This is a genomic window from Bisbaumannia salifodinae (assembly GCF_055388505.1).
The window spans coordinates 1,109,302-1,129,561 of sequence record NZ_AP043781.1 but is presented as its reverse complement, the minus strand read 5'-3'; the positions used below and the strand labels follow the sequence as shown (position 1 = coordinate 1,129,561).

Genomic DNA, 20,260 nt, shown 5'->3' with positions numbered 1-20,260 from the left:
CCGCCATGACCATGATTCCCGATCTCGACATTTCCGGCAGTCAGTCCACTCCGATCATTCGCAGCGACTGGGCCGCCGGCCGCCTGACCATGCAGGGGGACTCCTATCCGGAGAACTCCTATGACCTCTTCGACCAGGTGATCGCCTGGGTCCAGGGCTTCCTGACGCAGGAGAGCCGTCCCCTGCGACTGGAACTCGGCCTGGTCTACCTCAACACCTCCTCGGTGAAGGCGATGATGGATATCTTCGACCTGCTCGAGGAGGCCCACGAGCAGGGACGCCAGGTCAGCGTGACCTGGCACTATGATCCCCGCAACGAGCGCATCGCCGAGCTCGCCGAGGAGTTCAAGGAGGATTGCAGTTACCCCTTCGTCATCACCCCGGCCAAGGTGGTCCCATGAAAGCCCTCGGCGAGGAGGGGCTGCTGGAGCGAGTCGCCGCACTGCTCGCCGACCCGCGGCATGCCGAGCACCCCCTGCGCGAGGCCCTGGAGGCGCTCTACCTACAGCACCGCGATCAGCAGGAGCAGCTGGAGCGGCTGATGAGCATCTCCGATCGCTACCAGAGCCTAGCCCGGGAAGCCCAGCAGGTGACCCAGAAGCGCTACGAGCGGGCCCTGAAGCGCCAGAAGAAGCTGTCGCGGATCTCCGATCGCTATCAGGCGCTGATGCGCGAACGCAACCAGACGCTGCACCAGGAGGCCCACCACGACGCCCTCACCGAACTGCCCAATCGGCGGCTGATCGACGAACGGCTCGCGCAATTGGACCGGGGCGGGCGCCGCTATACCCTGGCGCTGCTGGATATCGATCACTTCAAGCAGATCAACGACGAGTACGGCCACGACGTGGGCGATGAGCTGTTGGTGGCGATCACCCGCACCATGCGCCAGGGTCTGCGCGACTATGACCTCTGCGGTCGCTGGGGCGGCGAGGAGTTCCTGCTGCTGCTGGGCGACACCGGCCTGGAGGAGGCCTCGAGCATCGTCGAGCGATTGCGTACCCGGCTGGCCCAGGTGCGGGTCGCCAGCGGCGACCAGTGGCTCTCGGTGACGCTGAGCGCCGGGCTCAGCGAGCACCGCGTTGGCGAGCCCTACCTGACGACCCTGCAGCGGGCCGATCAGGCCTTGCTGGAAGCCAAGCGCGAGGGCCGCGACCGCAGCCAACTCGCCTCATGCTAGAGAGCACCGCGGCAGCGCGTCGCTCTCGCACCGGAGTACGGCCCGAGCCCCCGCATCCTGACCGCCTCCCGGCGCTGTCGTCGAACTGTCGTATCCCTGCCCTACCCTGGCCACCAGGCATGACAGCGCCAGGAGGGCCCCTTGCATCTCGTCGATATCACCATGTTCCACGCCCCGGCCAGTGGCGGCGTGCGCACCTACCTCGAGGCCAAGCGACGGGTGCTGGCCGGCCGCCCCGACCTGCGCACCAGCCTGCTGGTGCCCGGGGCCGAGCGCAGCGCCCTGGGCGGCGTGCATACCCTCCCCGCCCCGCGCCTGCCGCTGGGCCAGGGCTACCGCTTCCCGTTGCGCCGGCGCCCCTGGCGTGACGCCCTGATCGAGATGCGCCCCGACCTGATCGAGGCCGGCGACCCCTATGTCACCGCCTGGGCGGCCCTGGAGGCCGGTCGCGCCCTGGATATCCCGGTGGTGGGCTTCTACCACTCCGACCTGCCACGGCTGATGGGCGACCGCTTCGGTCAGCGGGTCGGTCGGCGCCTGCGGCGCTATGTGCGCGACCTCTACGGGCGCTTCGACAGCGTGCTGGCCCCCTGCACGGCCATGGCCCAGCGCCTGGACGACTGGGGAGTAAAGGGCGTGCGCCTGCAGCCCCTGGGGGTCGACCTGACGGCCTTCCATCCCCGCCACCGCGACCCGGGGCTGCGCGAGCGCCTGGGGCTGAACGACGACCAGCGCCTGCTGGTCTTCGCCGGACGCTGCTCCCCCGAGAAGCAGGTGGACGTCCTGCTGGCCACCCTGGCCCGCCTGGGGCCGGACTATCACCTGCTGCTGATGGGCCCCGGCATGCCCCACCGCGTCCCCGCCAACATCACGGTGGTCCCCCGCTACTGCCCACCCGACGAGGTGGCCCGCGCCCTGGCCAGCGCCGATGCCATGCTGCATGCCGGCACCCGGGAGACCTTCGGCCTGGTGGCCCAGGAGGCCATGGCCAGCGGCCTGCCGGTGGTCGCCGCCCGCGCCGGCGCCCTCAAGGAGACCATCCCGCTGGGCGCCGGTATCCTCTGCCGTCCCCGGGACCCGGCGGACATGGCCCGCGCCGTCGCGGAGCTGTTTCTCAACGACCCGGCGGCCATGGGGCGCCACGCGCGTCGCCATGTGGAGCGCCATTACGACTGGGACAGGGTGATCGGCGACCTGAGCCAGCACTATGCGGCCCTGGTCGGCGGCGAGGCCCGCCCCGCCGCCGCGCGGGCCGAGCGGGGATGACGGCGCCGCGCCCATCCTGCGACCCCGGTCCGCGGCACGCCTCACGCAGACACCCGGGCCGAGCGGGGATAACGGCGCCGCGCCGGCCACCGGGATGGCGATGGCACCATCTCGGCCTGCTGGCCCTGGCGCTGCTGGCGCCCCTGCTGCTGCCCTGGTGGCTGGGGGGCGCGGGCACCCTGGCGGCGCTGGCCGCCTTCCCGCTCCCCCTGCTGGCGCTGATGACGGCCATCGCCGTGCTGTGCTGGAACCTCAACGCCGCCCGCTGGCGCCTGCTGTTCTCGGGTCGCGCCGGGCGCCTGGGCCAGGACGGCGCCCTGGCCATCGAGATGGCCGCCAAGTTCGCCCTCTGCGCCACCCCGGGGGGCAGCGGCGGCGCCGCCACCTTCCTGCTACTGCTGGCCCGGCGCGGTTATCCTCCGGCCCGGGCCTCGGCCATCTACCTGGTCGACCAGGCCTGTGACCTGCTGTTCTTCGCCCTGATGCTCGGCCTGCTGGTCGCGGCGACCCTGGCCGGCGCCATCGACTGGCCGCACCGCGCCCTGATGGCCGGCGCCCTGCTCGGCCTGGGCCTGCTGCTTGGCGGCCTGGGGCTGGCCCTGGCCGGGCTGCCGCGGCTGCTCCGCCGGCGTCCCTGGCTCGCCTGGCCCGGCCCCCGGCGGCGCCGCCGCCTCGCCCGCCAGCTGCTCGGCGCCCGGCGCACCCTGATCGCCACCCTGCGCCTGCCGCCGCGGGTGCTGGCGGCGGTCTTCGCCCTCTGCGCCCTGCACTGGCTGCTGCGCTACAGCCTGCTCTACCTGGCCGTGCTCGGCGTCGCCGGCCAGGGCGAGGCGCTGGCCGACTGGGCCTGGACCTTCCTGGTGCAGATGCTGGCCATGGCGGCCAGCCAGCTCAGCGTGCTGCCCGGCGGCGCCGGCACCGCCGAACTCAGCGTCGGCGCCCTGCTGCTGCCGCTGATGGAGCGCGACCAGGCCGCCGCCGCCGTGGTGATCTGGCGCCTGATCAGCTATCACCTCTACCTTCTCGCCGGGGCCCCGGTGTTCCTCGTCCAGGCGGGCCGCTGGCTGGCGCGCCCACTCGCCTCCTGAGGCGCAGCCACGAAAAAGGGCACCCCGAGGGGTGCCCTTTGCGGCGCGTCTGAGGCGGTGATGGCTTACCAGCCGGTCACTTCCTTCAGGGCGTCGCCGATGTGCGCCAGGGAGCGCACGGTCTTGACGCCGGCGTCTTCCAGGGCGGCGAACTTCTCGTCCGCGGTGCCCTTGCCGCCGGAGATGATGGCGCCCGCATGGCCCATGCGCTTGCCCGGAGGAGCGGTCACGCCGGCGATGTAGGAGACCACCGGCTTGGAGACGTTGGCCTTGATAAAGGCGGCCGCCTCTTCCTCGGCGGTGCCACCGATCTCACCGATCATCACGATGGCTTCGGTCTGCGGGTCCTTCTCGAACATCTCGAGGATGTCGATGAAGTTGGAGCCCGGGATCGGGTCGCCACCGATGCCCACGCAGGTGGACTGGCCGAAGCCGTGGTCGGTGGTCTGCTTGACGGCTTCATAGGTCAGGGTGCCGGAGCGGGAGACGATACCCACCTTGCCCGGCTGGTGGATATGACCCGGCATGATGCCGATCTTGCACTGTCCCGGGGTGATCACGCCGGGGCAGTTCGGGCCGATCAGGCGCACGCCCAGCTCGTCGCACTTCACCTTGGCGTCGAGCATGTCGAGGGTGGGAATGCCCTCGGTGATGCAGACGATCAGCTTGATGCCGCCGTTGGCGGCTTCCAGGATGGAGTCCTTGCAGAACGGGGCCGGCACGTAGATCACGCTGGCCTCGGCGCCGGTGGCTTCCACGGCTTCCTTGACGGTGTTGAACACCGGCAGGCCCAGGTGGGTCTGGCCGCCCTTGCCCGGGGTCACGCCGCCGACCATCTGGGTGCCGTAGGCGATCGCCTGCTCGGAGTGGAAGGTCCCCTGGCCGCCGGTGAAGCCCTGGCAGATGACCTTGGTGTTCTTGTCGATCAGGATGCTCATTACTTGCCCTCCGCTGCCTTGACCACCTGCTGAGCGGCGTCGCTCAGGCTGGTCGCAGCGATGATGTTCAGACCGCTGGAGGCCAGCTTCTCGGCACCCAGCTCGGCGTTGGTGCCTTCCAGGCGCACCACGACCGGCACGTTGACGCCGACCTGCTCGACGGCACCGATGATGCCCTCGGCGATCATGTCACAGCGCACGATGCCGCCGAAGATGTTGACCAGCACCGCCTTGACGTTATCGTCGGAGAGAATCAGCTTGAACGCCTCGGCGACCCGCTCCTTGGTGGCGCCGCCGCCCACGTCGAGGAAGTTGGCCGGCTTGCCGCCGTTGAGGTTGACGATGTCCATGGTGCCCATGGCCAGGCCGGCGCCGTTGACCATGCAGCCGATGTTGCCGTCGAGGGCCACGTAGTTCAGTTCCCACTCGGCCGCCTCGGCCTCGCGAGCGTCCTCCTGGGAGGGGTCGCGCATCGCCTGCAGGTCCGGGTGGCGGTACAGGGCGTTGCTGTCCAGGTTGATCTTGGCGTCGAGGCAGTGCAGGTTGCCTTCGTCGGTGATCACCAGGGGGTTGATCTCGAGCAGCGCCAGATCCTTGTCGTGGAACAGCTTGGAGAGACCCAGGAAGATCTTGGTGAACTGCTTCACCTGGTTGCCGGACAGGCCCAGGGCGAAGGCCAGCTCACGGGCCTGGTAGGGCTGAGCGCCGACCAGCGGGTCGATCTCGGCCTTGAGGATCTTCTCGGGGGTCTCCTCGGCGACCTTCTCGATCTCCACGCCGCCTTCGGTGGAGGCCATGAAGACCACGCGACGGGTGGTGCGGTCGACCACGGCGCCCAGGTAGAGCTCGGAGGCGATATCGGTGCAGTTCTCGACCAGGATCTTGGCCACCGGCTGACCGTTGGCGTCGGTCTGGTAGGTCACCAGGTTCTTGCCCAGCCACTGCTCGGCGAAGGCCTTGGCCTCGGCCGGGTCCTTGATCAGCTTGACGCCACCGGCCTTACCGCGACCACCGGCGTGCACCTGGGCCTTGACGACCCACATCTCGCCACCGATCTTCTTGCAGGCCTCGGCGGCTTCCTCGGGAGTGTCCACGGCGAAGCCCTTGGACACCGGCAGACCATAGTCGGCAAACAGCTGTTTGCCCTGATACTCGTGAAGGTTCATCGTGTCATGCCATTGGTTGCATGTGACTCGAACGGTGACCCGAGTGCCTCGTGGCGAGGGGACGGGTCACCACCGATCGCGCCCGATACATCGCCGGGCGCGCCGCGCCGCCGGGCGGCGGCGCTTGTTGTCTTACTTGCGCTTCTTGCGGTTGGCCATATGGATGGCGTGGCCATCCACTGCCAGGGCCGCCTCGTGAATCGCTTCCGAGGTGCTCGGGTGCGCGTAGCAGGTCAGCGCCAGGTCCTCGGCGCTGGAGCCGAATTCCATGGCGATCACGCCCTGGGCGATCAGCTCGCCGGCGTGCTGGCTGACGATATGCATGCCCAGGATGCGGTCGGTCTCGGCGTCGGCGATGACCTTGGCCATGCCCTCGGGGGCATTGTTGGCCAGGGCGCGGCCATTGGCGGAGAACGGGAAGGAACCGGTCTTGACCTCGATGCCCTGAGCCTTGGCCTCCTGCTCGGTGATGCCGACCCAGGCCACTTCCGGCGAGGTGTAGATGACGCTGGGGATGGCGTCGTAGTTCATCTCGGCCTTATGGCCGGCGATGATGTCCGCCACCATGACGCCTTCTTCGGAGGCCTTGTGGGCCAGCATCGGGCCACGCACCACGTCGCCGATGGCGTAGACGCCCGGCACGCTGGTGCGGCAGTGGTCGTCGACGAAGATAAAGCCGCGCTCGTCGAGCTTGACGCCGGCGTCATCGCCCAGCAGGCCCTGGGTGTAGGGGCGGCGACCCACGCAGACGATCAGCTTGTCGAAGGTCTGCTCCTGCTCGCCCTTGGCGTCGGTGTACTTGACCACCACCTCGTCGCCCTTGACCTCGGAGCCGGTGACCCGGGCGCCCATGCGGATGTCCATGCCCTGCTTCTTGAGCAGCTTCTGGGTCTCCTTGGCGATGGCGCTATCGACCATCGGCAGGAAGGCGTCCATGGCCTCCAGCACGGTGACCTCGGAACCCAGGCGGTTCCATACACTGCCCAGCTCCAGGCCGATCACGCCGGCGCCGATCACGCCGAGGCGCTTGGGCGCCTCGGTGAACTCGAGGGCGCCGCTGGAATCGACGATCAGGCCCTCGGTCAGCGGGGTCGGCGGGATCTCCACCGGCACGGAGCCGGAGGCGATGACGATATGGTCCGCCTCGTAGACGGCGCTCTGGCCGTCCTTGCTGACTTCCACCTTCTTGCCGGAGAGCACCTTGCCGGTCCCCTCCAGGGCGGTAACGCCATTGGCCTTGAACAGGGCGCTGATACCACCGGTGTTCTTGGCGATCACCTGAGCCTTGAACGCCTGCATCTTGGCGATATTGGGCGTGACCTCGGCCACCTCGATGCCCACCTCATCGAAATGATCGCGGGCCTCGACGAACTTGTGGGAGCTCTCCAGCAGGGCCTTGGAGGGGATGCAGCCCACGTTCAGGCAGGTACCGCCATGCACGGTCTTGCCTTCCTTGTTGACCCACTTCTCGACACAGGCGGTCTTCAGCCCCAGCTGGGCGGCCCGAATGGCGGCCACATAGCCGCCGGGGCCCGCACCGATGACGATCACATCAAATTTATCGGCCATTGAATCTTTCCTGTTGATCGGTTCGCGTTTGAGTCCGGTAGATGGCGCTTAGACGTCCAGCAGCAGGCGTGCCGGATCCTCCAGCAGATCCTTGACGGCGACCAGGAACTGCACCGCGTCCTTGCCGTCGATCATGCGGTGGTCGTAGGAGAGCGCCAGGTACATCATCGGACGAATTTCGACCTTGCCGTTCACCGCCATGGGTCGTTCCTGGATCTTGTGCATGCCCAGGATGGCGGTTTGCGGCGGATTCAGAATCGGCGTCGACATCAGTGAGCCGAAGATGCCCCCATTTGTAATTGTGAAGGTACCGCCCTGCATCTCGTCGATACCCAGCTTGCCGTCACGGGCGCGCTTGCCGAAATCGACGATGCCCTTCTCCACATCGGCCAGCGACATGGTGGCGGTGTCACGCAGGACGGGAACCACCAGGCCACGCGGGGTGGACACCGCCACGCCGATGTCCTGGTAGCCGTGGTAGACGATATCGCTGCCATCGATGGAGGCATTGACGTCCGGGAAGCGCTTGAGCGCCTCGGTGGCGGCCTTGACGAAGAAGCCCATGAAGCCGAGCTTGGTGTCGTGGGCCTTGAGGAAGGTGTCCTTGTACTGGGCGCGCAGGCCCATCACCGCGCTCATGTCCACCTCGTTGTAGGTGGTGAGCATGGCGGCGGTCTGCTGGGCCTGGACCAGGCGCTTGGCGATGGTCTGACGCAGGCGGCTCATCGGCACGCGCTTCTCGGGGCGCTCGCCCTCGACCACCGGGGCCGCGGCCGGGGCGGCCGGTGCGGCGGCGGCCTTGGCCTTCTTGGCGTTGCCGGCCTGGATGGCGCGCTGCACGTCCTCCTTGAGGACGCGGCCGCCCTTGCCGGTGCCGTCGATCTTGGCCACGTCCAGGTCATGCTCGGCCACCAGCTTGCGGGCCGCCGGCGCCAGGATCTTGTCGCCGACCTGCTCGTCGACACCCTCGTCTGCGGCCGCGCTCGGGGCCTCGGCGGCGGGTGCGGCGGCCTCGCCAGCGGCGCCCTCGGCGAAGATCGCCAGCACCTCTTCGGAGGCCACCTGGCTACCCTCTTCGGCCCTGATCTCCACCAGGGCACCGTCGGCCGGGGCGACCACTTCCAGCACCACCTTGTCGGTCTCGATCTCGGCCAGCACCTCGTCGCGCTTGACCGCCTCGCCGACCTGCTTGCTCCAGCCGGCCACGGTGCCTTCCTGGATCGACTCGGGGAAGGTCGGCGCCTTCACCTCGTGCTGCTTGCCGGAGGCGGCGGGCGCTTCGGCCTTGGCCGGGGCGGCGTCGTTCTTGGCCGCGCTCTTCGCCTCGGCCTTGGCGCCGGCGGCGCCGAGGGTGCCCAGCACCTGCTCGGAGGCCACGATCGCGCCCTCCTCGGCCTTGATCTCGGCCAGGGTCCCCGCCTCGGGGGCCAGCACTTCCAGCACCACCTTGTCGGTCTCGATCTCGACGATCAGCTCGTCGCGCTCGACGCTGTCCCCCGGCTGCTTGTGCCAGGCCGCCACGCTGCCTTCGGCAACGGACTCAGGAAAGGTAGGCGCTTTGATCTCGGTTGCCATCTTGGTCGTTTCCCTTGTGTGTTCTCTCGTCCGGTGGGCGCCTTACAGATTGAAGGCGTCGTCCACCAGTTGGCGCTGCTGTTCAACGTGTACCGACATATAGCCCGCGGCGGGGGCCGCCGAGGCGGGACGACCGGCGAACTTGAGGTCGCGGCCCAGGCCGTCCTTGAACATGTCGGCGACGGCCCGCATATGGTGCTGGCTGGAATACCAGGCGCCCTGGTTGAGGGGCTCCTCCTGACACCACACCACCTGTTCCAGGTTGGGGTAGGTCTTGAGGGCCTGATAGAGCTCCTCCTTGGGGAAGGGATAGAGCTGCTCCAGACGCACGATGGCGGTGTCGTCGCGCGCCTGTTCGGCCCGGTAGCCGGCCAGGTCGTAGTAGACCTTGCCGGAACACAGCACCACCCGCTTGACCTTCTCCGCCTCGAGCTTGCCCTGGTCGGGCAGCACCATCTGGAAGTTGCCATGGGCCAGCTCGTCCAGGCTGGAGGTGGCCTCCTTGTGACGCAGCAGGCTCTTGGGCGACATGATCACCAGCGGCTTGCGCAGCGGGCGAATCACCTGGCGACGCAGCAGATGGAAGATCTGCGCCGGAGTGGTGGGCACGCAGACCTGCATGTTGTGCTCGGCACACAGCTGCAGGAAGCGCTCCAGGCGCGCCGAGGAGTGCTCGGGGCCCTGGCCTTCGTAGCCGTGGGGCAGCAGCATGGTCAGGCCACACAGGCGGCCCCACTTGGTCTCACCGGAGGAGATGAACTGGTCCACCACCACCTGGGCGCCGTTGAAGAAGTCGCCGAACTGCGCCTCCCAAATGTCCAGCGCATTGGGCATGGTGGTGGCATAGCCGTACTCGAAGGCCAGCACGGCTTCTTCCGAGAGGAAGGAGTCGTGGATGGTGAAACGCGGCTGGCCATCGGCGATATGCTCCAGCGGCACATAGGTGCTGCCGTCCTTCTGGTTATGCACTACCGCATGGCGGTGAGAGAAGGTGCCGCGGCCCACGTCCTGGCCGGTGATACGGATCGGATGCCCCTGGTCGAGCAGGGTGGCGTAGGCCAGGGTCTCGGCGAAGCCCCAGTTCAGCGCCATGCCGCCGGCCTGCATCTTGCGGCGATCCTCGTAGATCTTGGCCACCTGGCGCTGCACGGCGACGCCGTCGGGGATCTCGCACATCTTGGCGGCCAGCTGCTGCAGGCGCTTCATGTCGACGGTGGTATCGGCGTCGCCGCTCCATTCGTGGCCCAGGTAGGGGGCCCAGTCGACGAACAGCGACTTGTTGGGCTCCTTGACCAGGGCGTTGGCGACGTGATTGCCGGCCAGCAGGTCTTCCCGGTAGGTCTCGACCAGTTGCTTGGCCGCCTCCTCGGAGAGCACGCCCTGCTCCACCAGCCGCTGGGCATAGAGCGCCCGGGAGCTGGGATGATTCTTGATCTTGCCGTACATCATCGGCTGGGTGCCGGAGGGCTCGTCGGCCTCGTTGTGGCCGCGGCGGCGGTAGCACACCAGGTCGATGACCACGTCCTTCTTGAACTGCATGCGGTAGTCCAGGGCGACCTGGGCGGCATGCAGGACGGCGTCGGGGTCGTCGCCGTTGACGTGGAAGATCGGCGCCTGGACCATCTTGGCGATGTCGGTGCAGTACTCGGTGGAGCGGGTGTCCAGGGGGTTGGAGGTAGTGAAGCCGACCTGATTGTTGATCACCAGGTGCAGGGTGCCGCCGGTCTTGTAGGCGCGGGTCTGGGACATCTGGAAGGTCTCCATGACCACGCCCTGACCGGCGAAGGCCGCATCCCCGTGCACATTGATCGGCAGCACCTTGGTGCCGTCGCCGTCGTTGCGGCGGTCCTGGCGGGCGCGCACCGAGCCCTCCACCACCGGCGAGACGATCTCCAGGTGGGAGGGGTTGAAGGCCAGCGCCAGGTGCACCTCGCCGCCCGGGGTCATGACGTTGGAGCTGAAGCCCTGGTGATACTTGACGTCGCCGGAGCCGTGCTCGATGACCTTCTTGCCGTCGAACTCCTCGATCAGCTCGGAGGGGCTCTTGCCGAGGATATTGACCAGCAGGTTGAGGCGGCCACGGTGGGCCATGCCGATCACCACTTCCTTGGTGCCGTAGCCGCCGGCGCGCTGGATCAGCTCGTCCATCATGGGGATGAAGGACTCGCCGCCCTCCAGGCCGAAGCGCTTGGTGCCCGGGTACTTGGAGGCCAGGTAGTTCTCCAGGCCCTCGGCGGCGGTAAGCCGCTCGAGCACATGCTTGCGCACCTCGGGGCTGAACTTGGGCGCGCTGCGCACCGATTCGAAGCGCTGCTGCAGCCAGCGTTTCTCCTCGGTATCGACGATATGCATGAACTCACAGCCGATGGCGCGGCAGTAAGTCTGCTCCAGGGACTCGACGATCTCCTTGAGGGGCGCCTTGTCCTTGCCGATAAACAGCGAGCCGGTCTGGAACTCGGTGTCCAGGTCCGCGGGGGTCAGCTGGTGGAAGGCCAGATCCAGGTCGGGCACCGGGGTCGGGCTGCGCAGGTCGAGGGGATCGATCTTGGCGCGCTGGTGGCCACGGAAGCGGTAGGCGTTGATCAGCTGGAGCACCTTGACCTGTTTCTTGCTGTCGCCGCTGTCGCCGGAAGCGGCGGCCTGGGCGGTGCGGCGGGTCTTGGCTAGCTGATAGAACTGGTCACGGATCGGACTAAGGGGGACGTCTTGGGAGGAGCTGCCTTCGGGGCGGGGCAACTGGTCGAAGTAGTTGCGCCACTCATCGGGGACAGCATTGGGATCGACGAGGTACTGCTCGTAGAGCGCTTCCACATAGTGGACATTGCCACCACTCATGTGGGAAGTGCGCCACATCAACTCCATTATGCCTTCTTGCATCTCTCGGTCACCCTGCACTGATGGGGTGTTGTCGGCGCCTGACACGGGGGTCGCCGCATCGGCGTTCCTGGTGCCCTGCCGGCGGGCGGTTCATCCTTCCGGCACTTAAGCTTGCAAACAGGCCACTTATTATCGTTACCGGCACAACCTGCCTGATGATCGTTCGAAGAAAGCCGGCGCACTAGGCACCGGCTGACCTCGACGGGGCCGGGGTAACTGCGACACTGGGTCGCAGTTACCGGGCGGCGCCCATGATACCAAGCAAGACGCGCGGTTTTAAGTGGCATTGGCCAGCAACATCTCGCGAATCTTGCCGATGGCCCGGGTCGGGTTGAGGCCCTTGGGGCACACCGCGACGCAGTTCATGATGCCGCGGCAGCGGAACACGGAGAACGGATCCTCCAGCTCGGAGAGGCGCTCGCGGGTGGCCTCGTCGCGGGAGTCGGCGAGGAAGCGGTAGGCCTGGAGCAGGCCCGCCGGGCCCACGAACTTGTCCGGGTTCCACCAGAACGACGGGCAGGAGGTGGAGCAGCAAGCGCACAGGATGCACTCGTAGAGGCCGTCCAGCTTGTCGCGGTCCTCCGGCGACTGCAGGCGCTCGATGGCCGGCGCCGGGGTGTCGTTCTGCAGGTACGGCTGGATACGCTCGTACTGCTGGTAGAACAGCCCCATGTCGACCACCAGGTCGCGCACCACCGGCAGGCCCGGCAAGGGACGCAGCACCAGCTTGTTGTTCTTGACCACCTCGGAGAGCGGGGTGATGCAGGCCAGGCCGTTCTTGCCGTTCATGTTCATGCCGTCGGAGCCACACACGCCCTCGCGGCAGCTACGGCGGTAGGCCAGGCCGTAGTCCTGCTCCTTCATCATGTGCAGGACGTCCAGCACCATGACATCACGGCCCTGGGTGTCGACCTGAAACTCCTGCATATAGGGCGCGGAGTCGGTCTCCGGGTTGTAGCGATATACGGATACCTGAAGCATGGATCGTGGCTCCCCTTAGTAGGTACGGACTTTCGGCTCGAAGGTGTCGACGGTCTTGGGCGCGAAGTTGACGTCGCGCTGACCAAGCCGCTTCTCGGCCGGGAAGTAGAGCGAGTGCTTCAGCCAGTTGGCGTCGTCACGGTCCGGGTAGTCGTAGCGGGAGTGGGCACCGCGACTCTCCTTGCGCTCCAGGGCGGAGATCGCCGTGGCCTCGGCCACTTCCATCAGGTTATCCAGCTCCAGGGCCTCGACACGGGCGGTGTTGAAGGCGTTGGACTTGTCCTCCAGGTGCGCGTTGGCGATACGCCCGCGCAGCTCGGCCAGCTGCTTGACGCCTTCCTGCATGTTGTCTTCCTGACGGAAGACGCCGAAGGAGTTCTGCATGATGCCCTGCAGCTCGCGCTTGAGCTCGGCCACGGACTCGCCACCGGAGGACTCGTTCCAGCGGTTCATGCGCGCCATGGCGGACTCGATATCGGAGTCGGAGGCGTCCAGGTAGTCGATCCCCTCGTTGAGGGCGTTCTCGATGAACATGCCGGCGGCGCGACCGAAGACCACCAGGTCGAGCAGGGAGTTGCCGCCCAGGCGGTTGGCACCGTGCACCGAGACGCAGGCCGCCTCGCCGCAGGCGAACAGGCCGTTGACGATCTGGTCGTTGCCGTCGGCGTCCTGCAGGATCGCCTGGCCGTGAACGTTGGTGGGGATACCGCCCATCATGTAGTGGCAGGTCGGCACCACCGGAATCGGCTCCTTGGCCGGGTCCACGTGGGCGAAGGTCTTGGAGAGCTCGACGATGCCGGGCAGGCGCTTGCCGAGGACCTCCTCGCCCAGGTGATCCAGCTTGAGGAAGACGTGATCGCCGTCTTCGCCGCAGCCACGACCTTCGAGGATCTCCATGACCATGGAGCGGGCCACCACGTCGCGGCCGGCCAGGTCCTTGGCGTTGGGGGCGTAACGCTCCATGAAGCGCTCGCCGTCCTTGTTGACCAGGTAGCCACCCTCGCCGCGGCAGCCCTCGGTGACCAGGGTGCCGGCGCCGTAGATACCGGTGGGGTGGAACTGCCACATCTCCATGTCCTGCATCGGGAAGCCGGCACGCAGGGCCATGCCGATGCCGTCACCGGTGTTGATCAGGGCATTGGTGGTGGAGGCGTAGATGCGACCGGCACCGCCGGTGGCCAGCACGGTGGCCTTGGACTTCACATGCACCACTTCGCCGGTCTCGATGCACATGGCGATGCAGCCCACCACGTCGCCGTTGGCGTTCTTGACCAGATCCACCGCGAACCACTCATTGAGGAAGGTGGTGTTGTTCTTCAGGTTGTTCTGGTAAAGGGTGTGCAGCAGGGCGTGGCCGGTGCGGTCGGCGGCGGCACAGGTACGGGCCGCCTGGCCGCCCTTGCCGAAGTCCTTGGACTGACCGCCGAAGGGACGCTGGTAGATGCGGCCATTGTCGAAGCGCGAGAACGGCAGGCCCATGTGCTCCAGCTCGAAGACCGCCTTGGGGCCCTCGGAACACATGTACTCGGCGGCGTCCTGGTCGGTGATGTAGTCGCCGCCCTTGACGGTGTCGTACATGTGCCAGCGCCAGTCATCATTGGGATCCGCGGAGGCGATGGCGCAGGTGATGCCGCCCTGGGCGGAGACGGTGTGGGAGCGCGTCGGGAAGACCTTGGAGAGGACCGCGGTCTTCTTGCCGGACTTGGCCAGCTCCAGGGCGGCCCGCAGGCCGGAGCCGCCGCCACCGATGATGATTGCGTCGAAGGTCAGGCTACGCATGTTAGACATGAATCAGGCTCCCCACAGGACTTGAATGCCCCACACCAGAAAAACGAAGATGGCCAGGATGATCACGATCTGCACGACGAGGCGCAGGGCGGTGGCCTTGAGGTAGTCGGTGGTCACGGTCCACAGGCCCACCCAGGCGTGGGCCGCCAGGGAGACGAAGGCCAGCAGCGAGAAGATGCGCATCCAGGTGGCGGAGAAGAGCCCGCTCCAGGCCGCATAGTCGAGGCCCGGGTTGAACAGCAGATAGCCGACCATGAAGAGTGTGTAGACGGCCAGGATCAGCGCGGAGACGCGCTGGATCAGCCAGTCGGAGAGGCCGCTGCGGCCGAAGCTTGTGATGTTGGTTACCATACCCAGACTCCCGCCAGAATGATCAGGACGGCACTGATGACCACGGTGGCCTGTGCCTTTTTCAGGCCCCCCTCGAGGGTCACGCCGATATTCATGTCCATCAGCAGGTGCTTGATGCCGGCCACGAAGTGGTAGGCCAGGGCCGACAGCAGTCCCCAGGCGATGAGCTTGACGAGGAGGTTATTGGAAAGGGCATGGCTGACGGCGTCGAATCCCTCGGGAGAGGAGAGCGACGTATCCAGCGCCCAGAAGGCAAAGATCAGCCCAATGAAGAGGAGGATGCCGGTGATGCGGTGGGTAATCGACGTCAATGCCGGGAGCGGCATCTTGATCGTCGTCAGGTCGAGGTTTACGGGTCGTTTGCTATTCACGGCTCTATACACACTCTCTTGGCCCGCTTCCTGGTTGGGGCAAGGCCCAAGCGGGCGGTGGTTTTGAGGAAGGGCTCGGCCGTTTGCCAAGTCGGCACGACTCCATTCCTGCCAGTCGCGCGGGGTGGATTATAGGGACAAGGGCTAACCATGACAAACCTAACCGTATCGAACACGACCATCGTTTAGCCTTGACCGCCACCACCAGAAGCGCACAATGATGCAGGGCAGCAACAACTGTACAACAACTATACACCCTGCCAACCATATACAACCACAAGGCCTTTCGGCTAATTGACAATCCCCGACACGCTTCTATAGTGGGCGAACTTTTTACGCCAGCATGGCAAGCGAGACAACGACTTATCGTCCGAAACGAGAGATACAGAGGAGGCCGGCATGGCTGACAGGAAAGCGCAGTTGACGATCGAAGGGCTGGACAAGGTAATCGAGCTGCCTGTCTATTCCGGCACCGTCGGCCCCGACGTGGTCGATGTCCGCGGCCTGGGCGCCGAGGGCGTCTTCACCTATGATCCGGGCTTCATGGCCACATCCTCCTGCCAATCCGCCATCACCTATATCGATGGCGGCAAGGGCGTATTGCTGCACCGCGGCTACCCCATCGACCAGTTGGCCAAGCACTCCAACTATGTGGAGCTCTGCTACCTGCTGCTCAATGGCGAACGCCCCTCGAAGGAAGAGTACCAGACCTTCGAGCGCACCATCCGCAACCACACCATGGTCCACGAGCAGCTGGCCAACTTCTACAAGGGCTTCCGTCGCGATGCCCACCCCATGTCGATCCTGTGTGGCGTGGTGGGCGGCCTGGCGGCCTTCTATCATGACCACCTGGACATCACCCGCGAGGAAGACCGGCAGATCAGCGCCATCCGCCTGATCGCCAAGATGCCGACGCTGGCGGCCATGTGCTACAAGTACAACATCGGCCAGCCCTTCAACTATCCGCGTAACGATATGAGCTACGCGGAAAACTTCCTCTACATGATGTTCAGCAACCCCTGCGAGGAGTACCAGATCAATCCGGTCTTCGCCAAGGCCATGGATCGCATCTTCATGCTCCACGCGGACCACGAGCAGAACGCCTCTACCTCCACGGTGCGCCTGGCCGGCTCCACCGGCGCCAACCCCTTCGCCTGCATCAGCGCCGGCATCGCCGCCCTCTGGGGCCCCGCCCACGGCGGCGCCAACGAGGCGGTGCTGAACATGCTCGACGAGATCGGCGACGACTCCGAGGAGAATATCCAGCGCTTCATCGACAGGGCCAAGGACAAGGACGACCCCTTCCGCCTGATGGGCTTCGGCCACCGGGTCTACCGCAACTTCGACCCCCGCGCCAAGGTGATGAAGGAGACCTGCGACGAGGTGCTGGGTCAGCTGGGCCAGGCCGATGACCCGCAGCTGCGCATCGCCAAGCGCCTGGAGGAGATCGCCCTGGAGGACGAGTATTTCGTCAAGCGCAAGCTCTACCCCAACGTCGACTTCTACTCCGGCATCATCCTCAAGGCGATCGGCATCCCCACCAATATGTTCACGGTGATCTTCGCCATGTCGCGCACCATCGGCTGGATCTCCCACTGGCACGAGATGATCAGCAGCGACTACAAGATCGGTCGCCCGCGTCAGCTCTACATCGGCCATCCGCAACGCGACTACCCGACCGAGTAAGCGTCAGCGCACCGCAGACCACAGAAGGCCGCCCCATGGGCGGCCTTCTGTGTTTCTCCCCGTCATACAGAGGAGCCTTTCCATGTCATCCACTATCGCCACCGTCGCCTTTATCGGCCTGGGCGTGATGGGCCAGCCCATGGCCCGCCACCTGGCCAGGGCGGGCCTGACGGTCCGGGTCTATAACCGCAGCGTGGCCAAGGCCGAGGCCTTCGTCGCCGAGCACGGCGGCAGTCACCACGCCACCCCCCGAGACGCCGCTGCCGGCGCCGATCTGGTGCTGGTCTGCGTCGGCAACGACGACGACGTGCGCCAGGTCACCAGCGGCGAGGACGGGGCCCTCGAGGGCATGGCGCCCGGCAGCCTGCTGGTGGATCACACCACCGCCTCGGCGAGCCTGGCCCAGGAGCTCGATGCCGCCTGCCGCGGGGCCGGCATCGACTTCCTCGACGCCCCGGTCTCCGGCGGCCAGCAGGGCGCCGAGAACGGCGCCCTGACCATCATGTGCGGCGGCGAGGCCGCGGCCTTCGCCCGGGTCGAGGCGACCCTGGCCCACTACGCCAAGGCGGTGACCCACATGGGCCCCGCCGGCAGCGGCCAGCTCACCAAGATGGTCAACCAGATCTGCGTGGCCGGGGTCGTCCAGGGCCTGGCCGAGGGGCTCCACCTGGCCGAGAAGGCGGGCCTGGACCGCCAGCGGGTGATCGAGGTGATCTCCCAGGGCGCCGCCGGCTCCTGGCAGATGGACCATCGCCATCGCACCATGATCGATGACGACTACGAGCACGGCTTCGCGGTGGACTGGATGCGCAAGGACCTGGCCATCTGCCTCGACCAGGCCCGGGAGCTGGGCGCCCGCCTGCCGCTGACCGCCCTGGTGGATCAGTTCTATGGCGACGTCCAGGCCATGGGCGGTGGCCGCTGGGACACCTCGTCGCTGCTCAAGCGACTGCAGCGCGACTAATGCCCGGAGGGAGGGGAGCTCCCCTCCCCCGCACGCCGATCCGCCCCGTCGCATTCCCCGCCCCGCCCGGGCTCTGAGTTCCCACGAAACTTCCACGTAGGCGACGTTATCCACGTCCCAGCGCTTGTCCACATAATCTGTGGATAAAGCTGTTTACAACCTTGAGACAAGGCCCAGCAAGCGCCATGACAAGGGGGTTACGCTTAGATTGCTCAATTTTTATCCATTTATAAGGCATTGATTTTAAAAGGATAAAATAAGAATTGCCGCAACCATGCGGGCCGACGCCGGGTTGTGCACAAGATGACGGAAGGATGACACGGGTCGTGGACAACTCGTGGCGGTTGTCAAGCCCAGGGAGGGAAAAATCAGGGTCGATGGGCCGAGAGGAGTCCCTGCGAAACGAGGGAGAGGCCCGGAATCGAGAGACAAAAAAAACGCCTCACGGCGCCTCGGTGTCCCTCTGCTGGAGCGATGTGGAAAGTGGCGTCCCATAGGGGGTTCGAACCCCTGTTACCGCCGTGAAAGGGCGGTGTCCTAGACCACTAGACGAATGGGACGCATCTTCCAGACTCTCGAGATGTTGGTGGAGCCTAGCGGGATCGAACCGCTGACCTCAACACTGCCAGTGTTGCGCTCTCCCAGCTGAGCTAAGGCCCCACATCTCGTGAAGACGAGGCGTATAGTACTGATCTCCCTCGCCTTCGTCAACACTTTTTCAAACTTCTCTCGCTATCCGAAGCCGCGTCCCTGACTTGGCGATTTCGATCCGCGGCTACCCCGGGACCCCGCATCGCAAAGACGCCGTAAATCCATCCCTGGAGGCTCGACTTTATCGTCCCTGATAAAGACGCTTTGCTCTTGCGGGGCCCCGGCGCCGCTCACCGCTACAGTGAACTTCTAGTCCAGCTGTCAGCTTCCGGCTCCGGGAAGCTCTCGAAATTCCTTTTCCAGGCGCTTGGCCTGCTTCTTGGAGACGCCGCCCAGCACGGCGATGGCATGACGCAGCCGGGCGCGGGTCATGTCCGAGCCGAGGATCGCCATGGCATCCAACACCGAGGTGGAAGTGGCGGAGCCGGTCACGGCGATAAACACCGGGGCCAGGAAGGCCTTCATCTTCAGCTCGAAGACCTCGCTCAGGGCCTTGACCTCCACCAGCAGGTTCTCCTTGTCCCAGCGCGATACACCTTCCAGGCGCCATACCAGGAACTGCAGCAGGCGCACCAGCTCGTCCCGTTCCAGCTTGACGGTCGCGAAGCTGGACTCGTCGATGGCCGGCAGGCCGGAGAAGAAGTGGCCGGCCAGCGGCATCACCTCGGAGAGGGTCTCCACCCGCGGGCGCACCTGGGGCAGGATCTCGCGCACATAGGCCTCGTTGAAGGCCCAGTCGCGCAGCGCCTGGAGGAAGGCGTCATCGTCCAGGTCCTCGCGGATATAGAGGCCGTTGAGCCAGGTCAGCTTCTCCAGGTCGAAGACCGGCCCGCCCAGGGAGACCCGCTCGACGTCGAAGTGGGCCATCATCTCGTCGAGGGAGAACTTCTCCCGCTCGTCGGGCATCGACCAGCCCATGCGGCCCAGGTAGTTGGTCACCGCCTGGGGCAGGAAGCCCATGCGCCGGTAGTAGTTGATGGAGGTCGGGTTCTTGCGCTTGGAGAGCTTCGACTTGTCCGGGTTGCGCAGCAGCGGCATATGGCACAGCTCCGGCATCTCCCAGCCGAAGTACTCGTAGAGCAGTTGATGCTTGGGCGCCGAGTTGATCCACTCCTCGCCGCGCAGCACATGGGTGATGCCCATCAGGTGGTCATCCACCACATTGGCCAGGTGGTAGGTGGGCATGCCATCGGATTTGAGCAGGATCTGGGCGTCCACCTGGGCCCAGTCCACCTCGATCACCCCACGCAGGCGATCCTTGACCCGGCAGGTGCCCTCGGTGGGGACCCGCATGCGCACCACATAGGGCCAGCCCTCCCGCTCACGGCGCGCCACCTCCTCCTCGGGCAGGGCCAGGTCGGCGGGCTTGAGGGCCATCTGCAGGCCGGCGGCCTTGCGCGCCTCGCGCAGCTCGTCGAGCTCCTCGCTGGTACGGTAGCACTTGAAGGCATGGCCGGCGTCCAGCAACTGCCGGGCGTACTCGGCGTAGATATCGCCCCGCTCGCTCTGGCGATAGGGTCCATGGGGACCGCCCACGTCTGGGCCCTCGTCCCACTCCAGGCCCAGCCAGCGCAGGGAGTCGAGGATCATCTGCTCCGACTCGGGGGTGGAACGCTCGCGATCGGTGTCCTCGATGCGCAGGATAAACTGCCCGCCCTGCTGACGGGCGAAGCAGAGATTGAACAGAGCGATATAGGCGGTGCCCACATGGGGATCGCCGGTGGGGGACGGCGCGATACGGGTACGTACGGTCATCTCGGAATCCATTGGCTAGAGAGGTGATGTCCTGGGGGGCGATTATACGCACTC

16 protein-coding genes and 2 tRNA genes are annotated in these 20,260 nt (G+C 66.2%); 6 read left to right on the top strand and 12 right to left on the bottom strand.

Annotation, left to right across the window (positions count from 1 at the left end; genetic code table 11):
• The first annotated feature begins 5 nt into the window (after positions 1 to 5).
• The 4 genes from siaC to ACZ5EF_RS05175 all read left to right on the top strand — a co-directional run bounded on the left by siaC (position 6) and on the right by ACZ5EF_RS05175 (position 3,534).
• The gene (siaC, locus tag ACZ5EF_RS05190; RefSeq protein ID WP_346063716.1) at positions 6 to 401 is read left to right on the top strand and encodes a biofilm regulation phosphoprotein SiaC; all 396 of its coding nucleotides are present in this window, start codon (positions 6 to 8) and stop codon (positions 399 to 401) included.
• Complete coding sequence (gene siaD, locus ACZ5EF_RS05185; RefSeq protein WP_346063717.1) at positions 398 to 1,180, top strand: biofilm regulation diguanylate cyclase SiaD; 783 nt, start codon at positions 398 to 400, stop codon at positions 1,178 to 1,180. The genes siaC and siaD overlap by 4 nt, the downstream gene beginning before the upstream one ends.
• Before the next feature lie 141 nt (positions 1,181 to 1,321).
• Positions 1,322 to 2,446, top strand: coding sequence for a glycosyltransferase family 4 protein (locus ACZ5EF_RS05180; protein WP_346063718.1), 1,125 nt, complete (start codon positions 1,322 to 1,324; stop codon positions 2,444 to 2,446).
• A complete protein-coding gene (locus ACZ5EF_RS05175) occupies positions 2,443 to 3,534 on the top strand; it encodes a lysylphosphatidylglycerol synthase transmembrane domain-containing protein (RefSeq protein ID WP_346063719.1) in 1,092 nt (363 codons plus the stop codon). The genes ACZ5EF_RS05180 and ACZ5EF_RS05175 overlap by 4 nt, the downstream gene beginning before the upstream one ends.
• A gap of 65 nt (positions 3,535 to 3,599) precedes the next feature.
• Here the strand turns inward: ACZ5EF_RS05175 and sucD are convergent, their stop codons facing one another.
• The 9 genes from sucD to sdhC form a co-directional block, all read right to left on the bottom strand.
• On the bottom strand, positions 3,600 to 4,472 hold the full coding sequence (gene sucD, locus ACZ5EF_RS05170) for a succinate--CoA ligase subunit alpha (protein ID WP_346063720.1): 873 nt from the start codon (positions 4,470 to 4,472) through the stop codon (positions 3,600 to 3,602).
• Positions 4,472 to 5,638 carry an ADP-forming succinate--CoA ligase subunit beta gene (sucC, locus tag ACZ5EF_RS05165; protein WP_346063721.1) on the bottom strand — a complete coding sequence of 389 codons (1,167 nt, stop codon included), beginning with the start codon at positions 5,636 to 5,638 and terminating at the stop codon, positions 4,472 to 4,474. The genes sucD and sucC overlap by 1 nt, the downstream gene beginning before the upstream one ends.
• 132 nt (positions 5,639 to 5,770) lie before the next feature.
• Complete coding sequence (gene lpdA, locus ACZ5EF_RS05160; protein WP_346063722.1) at positions 5,771 to 7,207, bottom strand: dihydrolipoyl dehydrogenase; 1,437 nt, start codon at positions 7,205 to 7,207, stop codon at positions 5,771 to 5,773.
• A gap of 48 nt (positions 7,208 to 7,255) precedes the next feature.
• Positions 7,256 to 8,782 (bottom strand): 2-oxoglutarate dehydrogenase complex dihydrolipoyllysine-residue succinyltransferase, encoded by a 1,527-nt coding sequence (gene odhB / locus ACZ5EF_RS05155; RefSeq protein ID WP_346063723.1) that lies wholly within the window; start codon positions 8,780 to 8,782, stop codon positions 7,256 to 7,258.
• A 42-nt stretch (positions 8,783 to 8,824) separates the two neighbouring features.
• Complete coding sequence (locus ACZ5EF_RS05150) at positions 8,825 to 11,659, bottom strand: 2-oxoglutarate dehydrogenase E1 component (RefSeq protein ID WP_346063724.1); 2,835 nt, start codon at positions 11,657 to 11,659, stop codon at positions 8,825 to 8,827.
• 276 nt (positions 11,660 to 11,935) lie between these two features.
• On the bottom strand, positions 11,936 to 12,640 hold the full coding sequence (locus tag ACZ5EF_RS05145) for a succinate dehydrogenase iron-sulfur subunit (protein ID WP_346063725.1): 705 nt from the start codon (positions 12,638 to 12,640) through the stop codon (positions 11,936 to 11,938).
• 15 nt (positions 12,641 to 12,655) lie between these two features.
• Positions 12,656 to 14,428 carry a succinate dehydrogenase flavoprotein subunit gene (gene sdhA, locus ACZ5EF_RS05140; RefSeq protein WP_346063726.1) on the bottom strand — a complete coding sequence of 591 codons (1,773 nt, stop codon included), beginning with the start codon at positions 14,426 to 14,428 and terminating at the stop codon, positions 12,656 to 12,658.
• A 3-nt stretch (positions 14,429 to 14,431) separates the two neighbouring features.
• Positions 14,432 to 14,779 (bottom strand): succinate dehydrogenase, hydrophobic membrane anchor protein, encoded by a 348-nt coding sequence (gene sdhD, locus ACZ5EF_RS05135; RefSeq protein ID WP_346063727.1) that lies wholly within the window; start codon positions 14,777 to 14,779, stop codon positions 14,432 to 14,434.
• Positions 14,773 to 15,150 (bottom strand): succinate dehydrogenase, cytochrome b556 subunit, encoded by a 378-nt coding sequence (sdhC, locus tag ACZ5EF_RS05130; protein WP_346063728.1) that lies wholly within the window; start codon positions 15,148 to 15,150, stop codon positions 14,773 to 14,775. The genes sdhD and sdhC overlap by 7 nt, the downstream gene beginning before the upstream one ends.
• Positions 15,151 to 15,549: 399 nt before the next feature.
• Between sdhC and gltA the strand changes: the two genes are divergently transcribed.
• Positions 15,550 to 16,836, top strand: coding sequence for a citrate synthase (gltA, locus tag ACZ5EF_RS05125; protein WP_346063729.1), 1,287 nt, complete (start codon positions 15,550 to 15,552; stop codon positions 16,834 to 16,836).
• Positions 16,837 to 16,918: 82 nt separating this feature from the next.
• Positions 16,919 to 17,800 (top strand): NAD(P)-dependent oxidoreductase, encoded by an 882-nt coding sequence (locus tag ACZ5EF_RS05120; RefSeq protein ID WP_346063730.1) that lies wholly within the window; start codon positions 16,919 to 16,921, stop codon positions 17,798 to 17,800.
• A gap of 484 nt (positions 17,801 to 18,284) precedes the next feature.
• Here the strand turns inward: ACZ5EF_RS05120 and ACZ5EF_RS05115 are convergent.
• The 3 genes from ACZ5EF_RS05115 to gltX form a co-directional block, all read right to left on the bottom strand.
• Positions 18,285 to 18,360, bottom strand: a tRNA-Glu gene (locus ACZ5EF_RS05115).
• A 24-nt stretch (positions 18,361 to 18,384) separates the two neighbouring features.
• Positions 18,385 to 18,460 (bottom strand) — tRNA-Ala (locus ACZ5EF_RS05110).
• Positions 18,461 to 18,712: 252 nt separating this feature from the next.
• Positions 18,713 to 20,206 carry a glutamate--tRNA ligase gene (gltX, locus tag ACZ5EF_RS05105; protein ID WP_346063731.1) on the bottom strand — a complete coding sequence of 498 codons (1,494 nt, stop codon included), beginning with the start codon at positions 20,204 to 20,206 and terminating at the stop codon, positions 18,713 to 18,715.
• Positions 20,207 to 20,260 lie beyond the last annotated feature (54 nt).

What these genes read in the sequence shown, in the direction of transcription:
- sucC (WP_346063721.1), bottom strand. Translation starts at nt 5,638, where the DNA reads ATGAACCTTCACGAGTATCAGGGCAAACAGCTGTTTGCCGACTATGGT.
- ACZ5EF_RS05120 (WP_346063730.1), top strand. Translation starts at nt 16,919, where the DNA reads ATGTCATCCACTATCGCCACCGTCGCCTTTATCGGCCTGGGCGTGATG.
- siaD (WP_346063717.1), top strand. Translation starts at nt 398, where the DNA reads ATGAAAGCCCTCGGCGAGGAGGGGCTGCTGGAGCGAGTCGCCGCACTG.
- ACZ5EF_RS05145 (WP_346063725.1), bottom strand. Translation starts at nt 12,640, where the DNA reads ATGCTTCAGGTATCCGTATATCGCTACAACCCGGAGACCGACTCCGCG.
- siaC (WP_346063716.1), top strand. Translation starts at nt 6, where the DNA reads ATGACCATGATTCCCGATCTCGACATTTCCGGCAGTCAGTCCACTCCG.
- lpdA (WP_346063722.1), bottom strand. Translation starts at nt 7,207, where the DNA reads ATGGCCGATAAATTTGATGTGATCGTCATCGGTGCGGGCCCCGGCGGC.
- sdhA (WP_346063726.1), bottom strand. Translation starts at nt 14,428, where the DNA reads ATGTCTAACATGCGTAGCCTGACCTTCGACGCAATCATCATCGGTGGC.
- sdhD (WP_346063727.1), bottom strand. Translation starts at nt 14,779, where the DNA reads ATGGTAACCAACATCACAAGCTTCGGCCGCAGCGGCCTCTCCGACTGG.
- ACZ5EF_RS05150 (WP_346063724.1), bottom strand. Translation starts at nt 11,659, where the DNA reads ATGCAAGAAGGCATAATGGAGTTGATGTGGCGCACTTCCCACATGAGT.
- gltX (WP_346063731.1), bottom strand. Translation starts at nt 20,206, where the DNA reads ATGACCGTACGTACCCGTATCGCGCCGTCCCCCACCGGCGATCCCCAT.
- gltA (WP_346063729.1), top strand. Translation starts at nt 15,550, where the DNA reads ATGGCTGACAGGAAAGCGCAGTTGACGATCGAAGGGCTGGACAAGGTA.
- sucD (WP_346063720.1), bottom strand. Translation starts at nt 4,472, where the DNA reads ATGAGCATCCTGATCGACAAGAACACCAAGGTCATCTGCCAGGGCTTC.
- ACZ5EF_RS05175 (WP_346063719.1), top strand. Translation starts at nt 2,443, where the DNA reads ATGACGGCGCCGCGCCCATCCTGCGACCCCGGTCCGCGGCACGCCTCA.
- odhB (WP_346063723.1), bottom strand. Translation starts at nt 8,782, where the DNA reads ATGGCAACCGAGATCAAAGCGCCTACCTTTCCTGAGTCCGTTGCCGAA.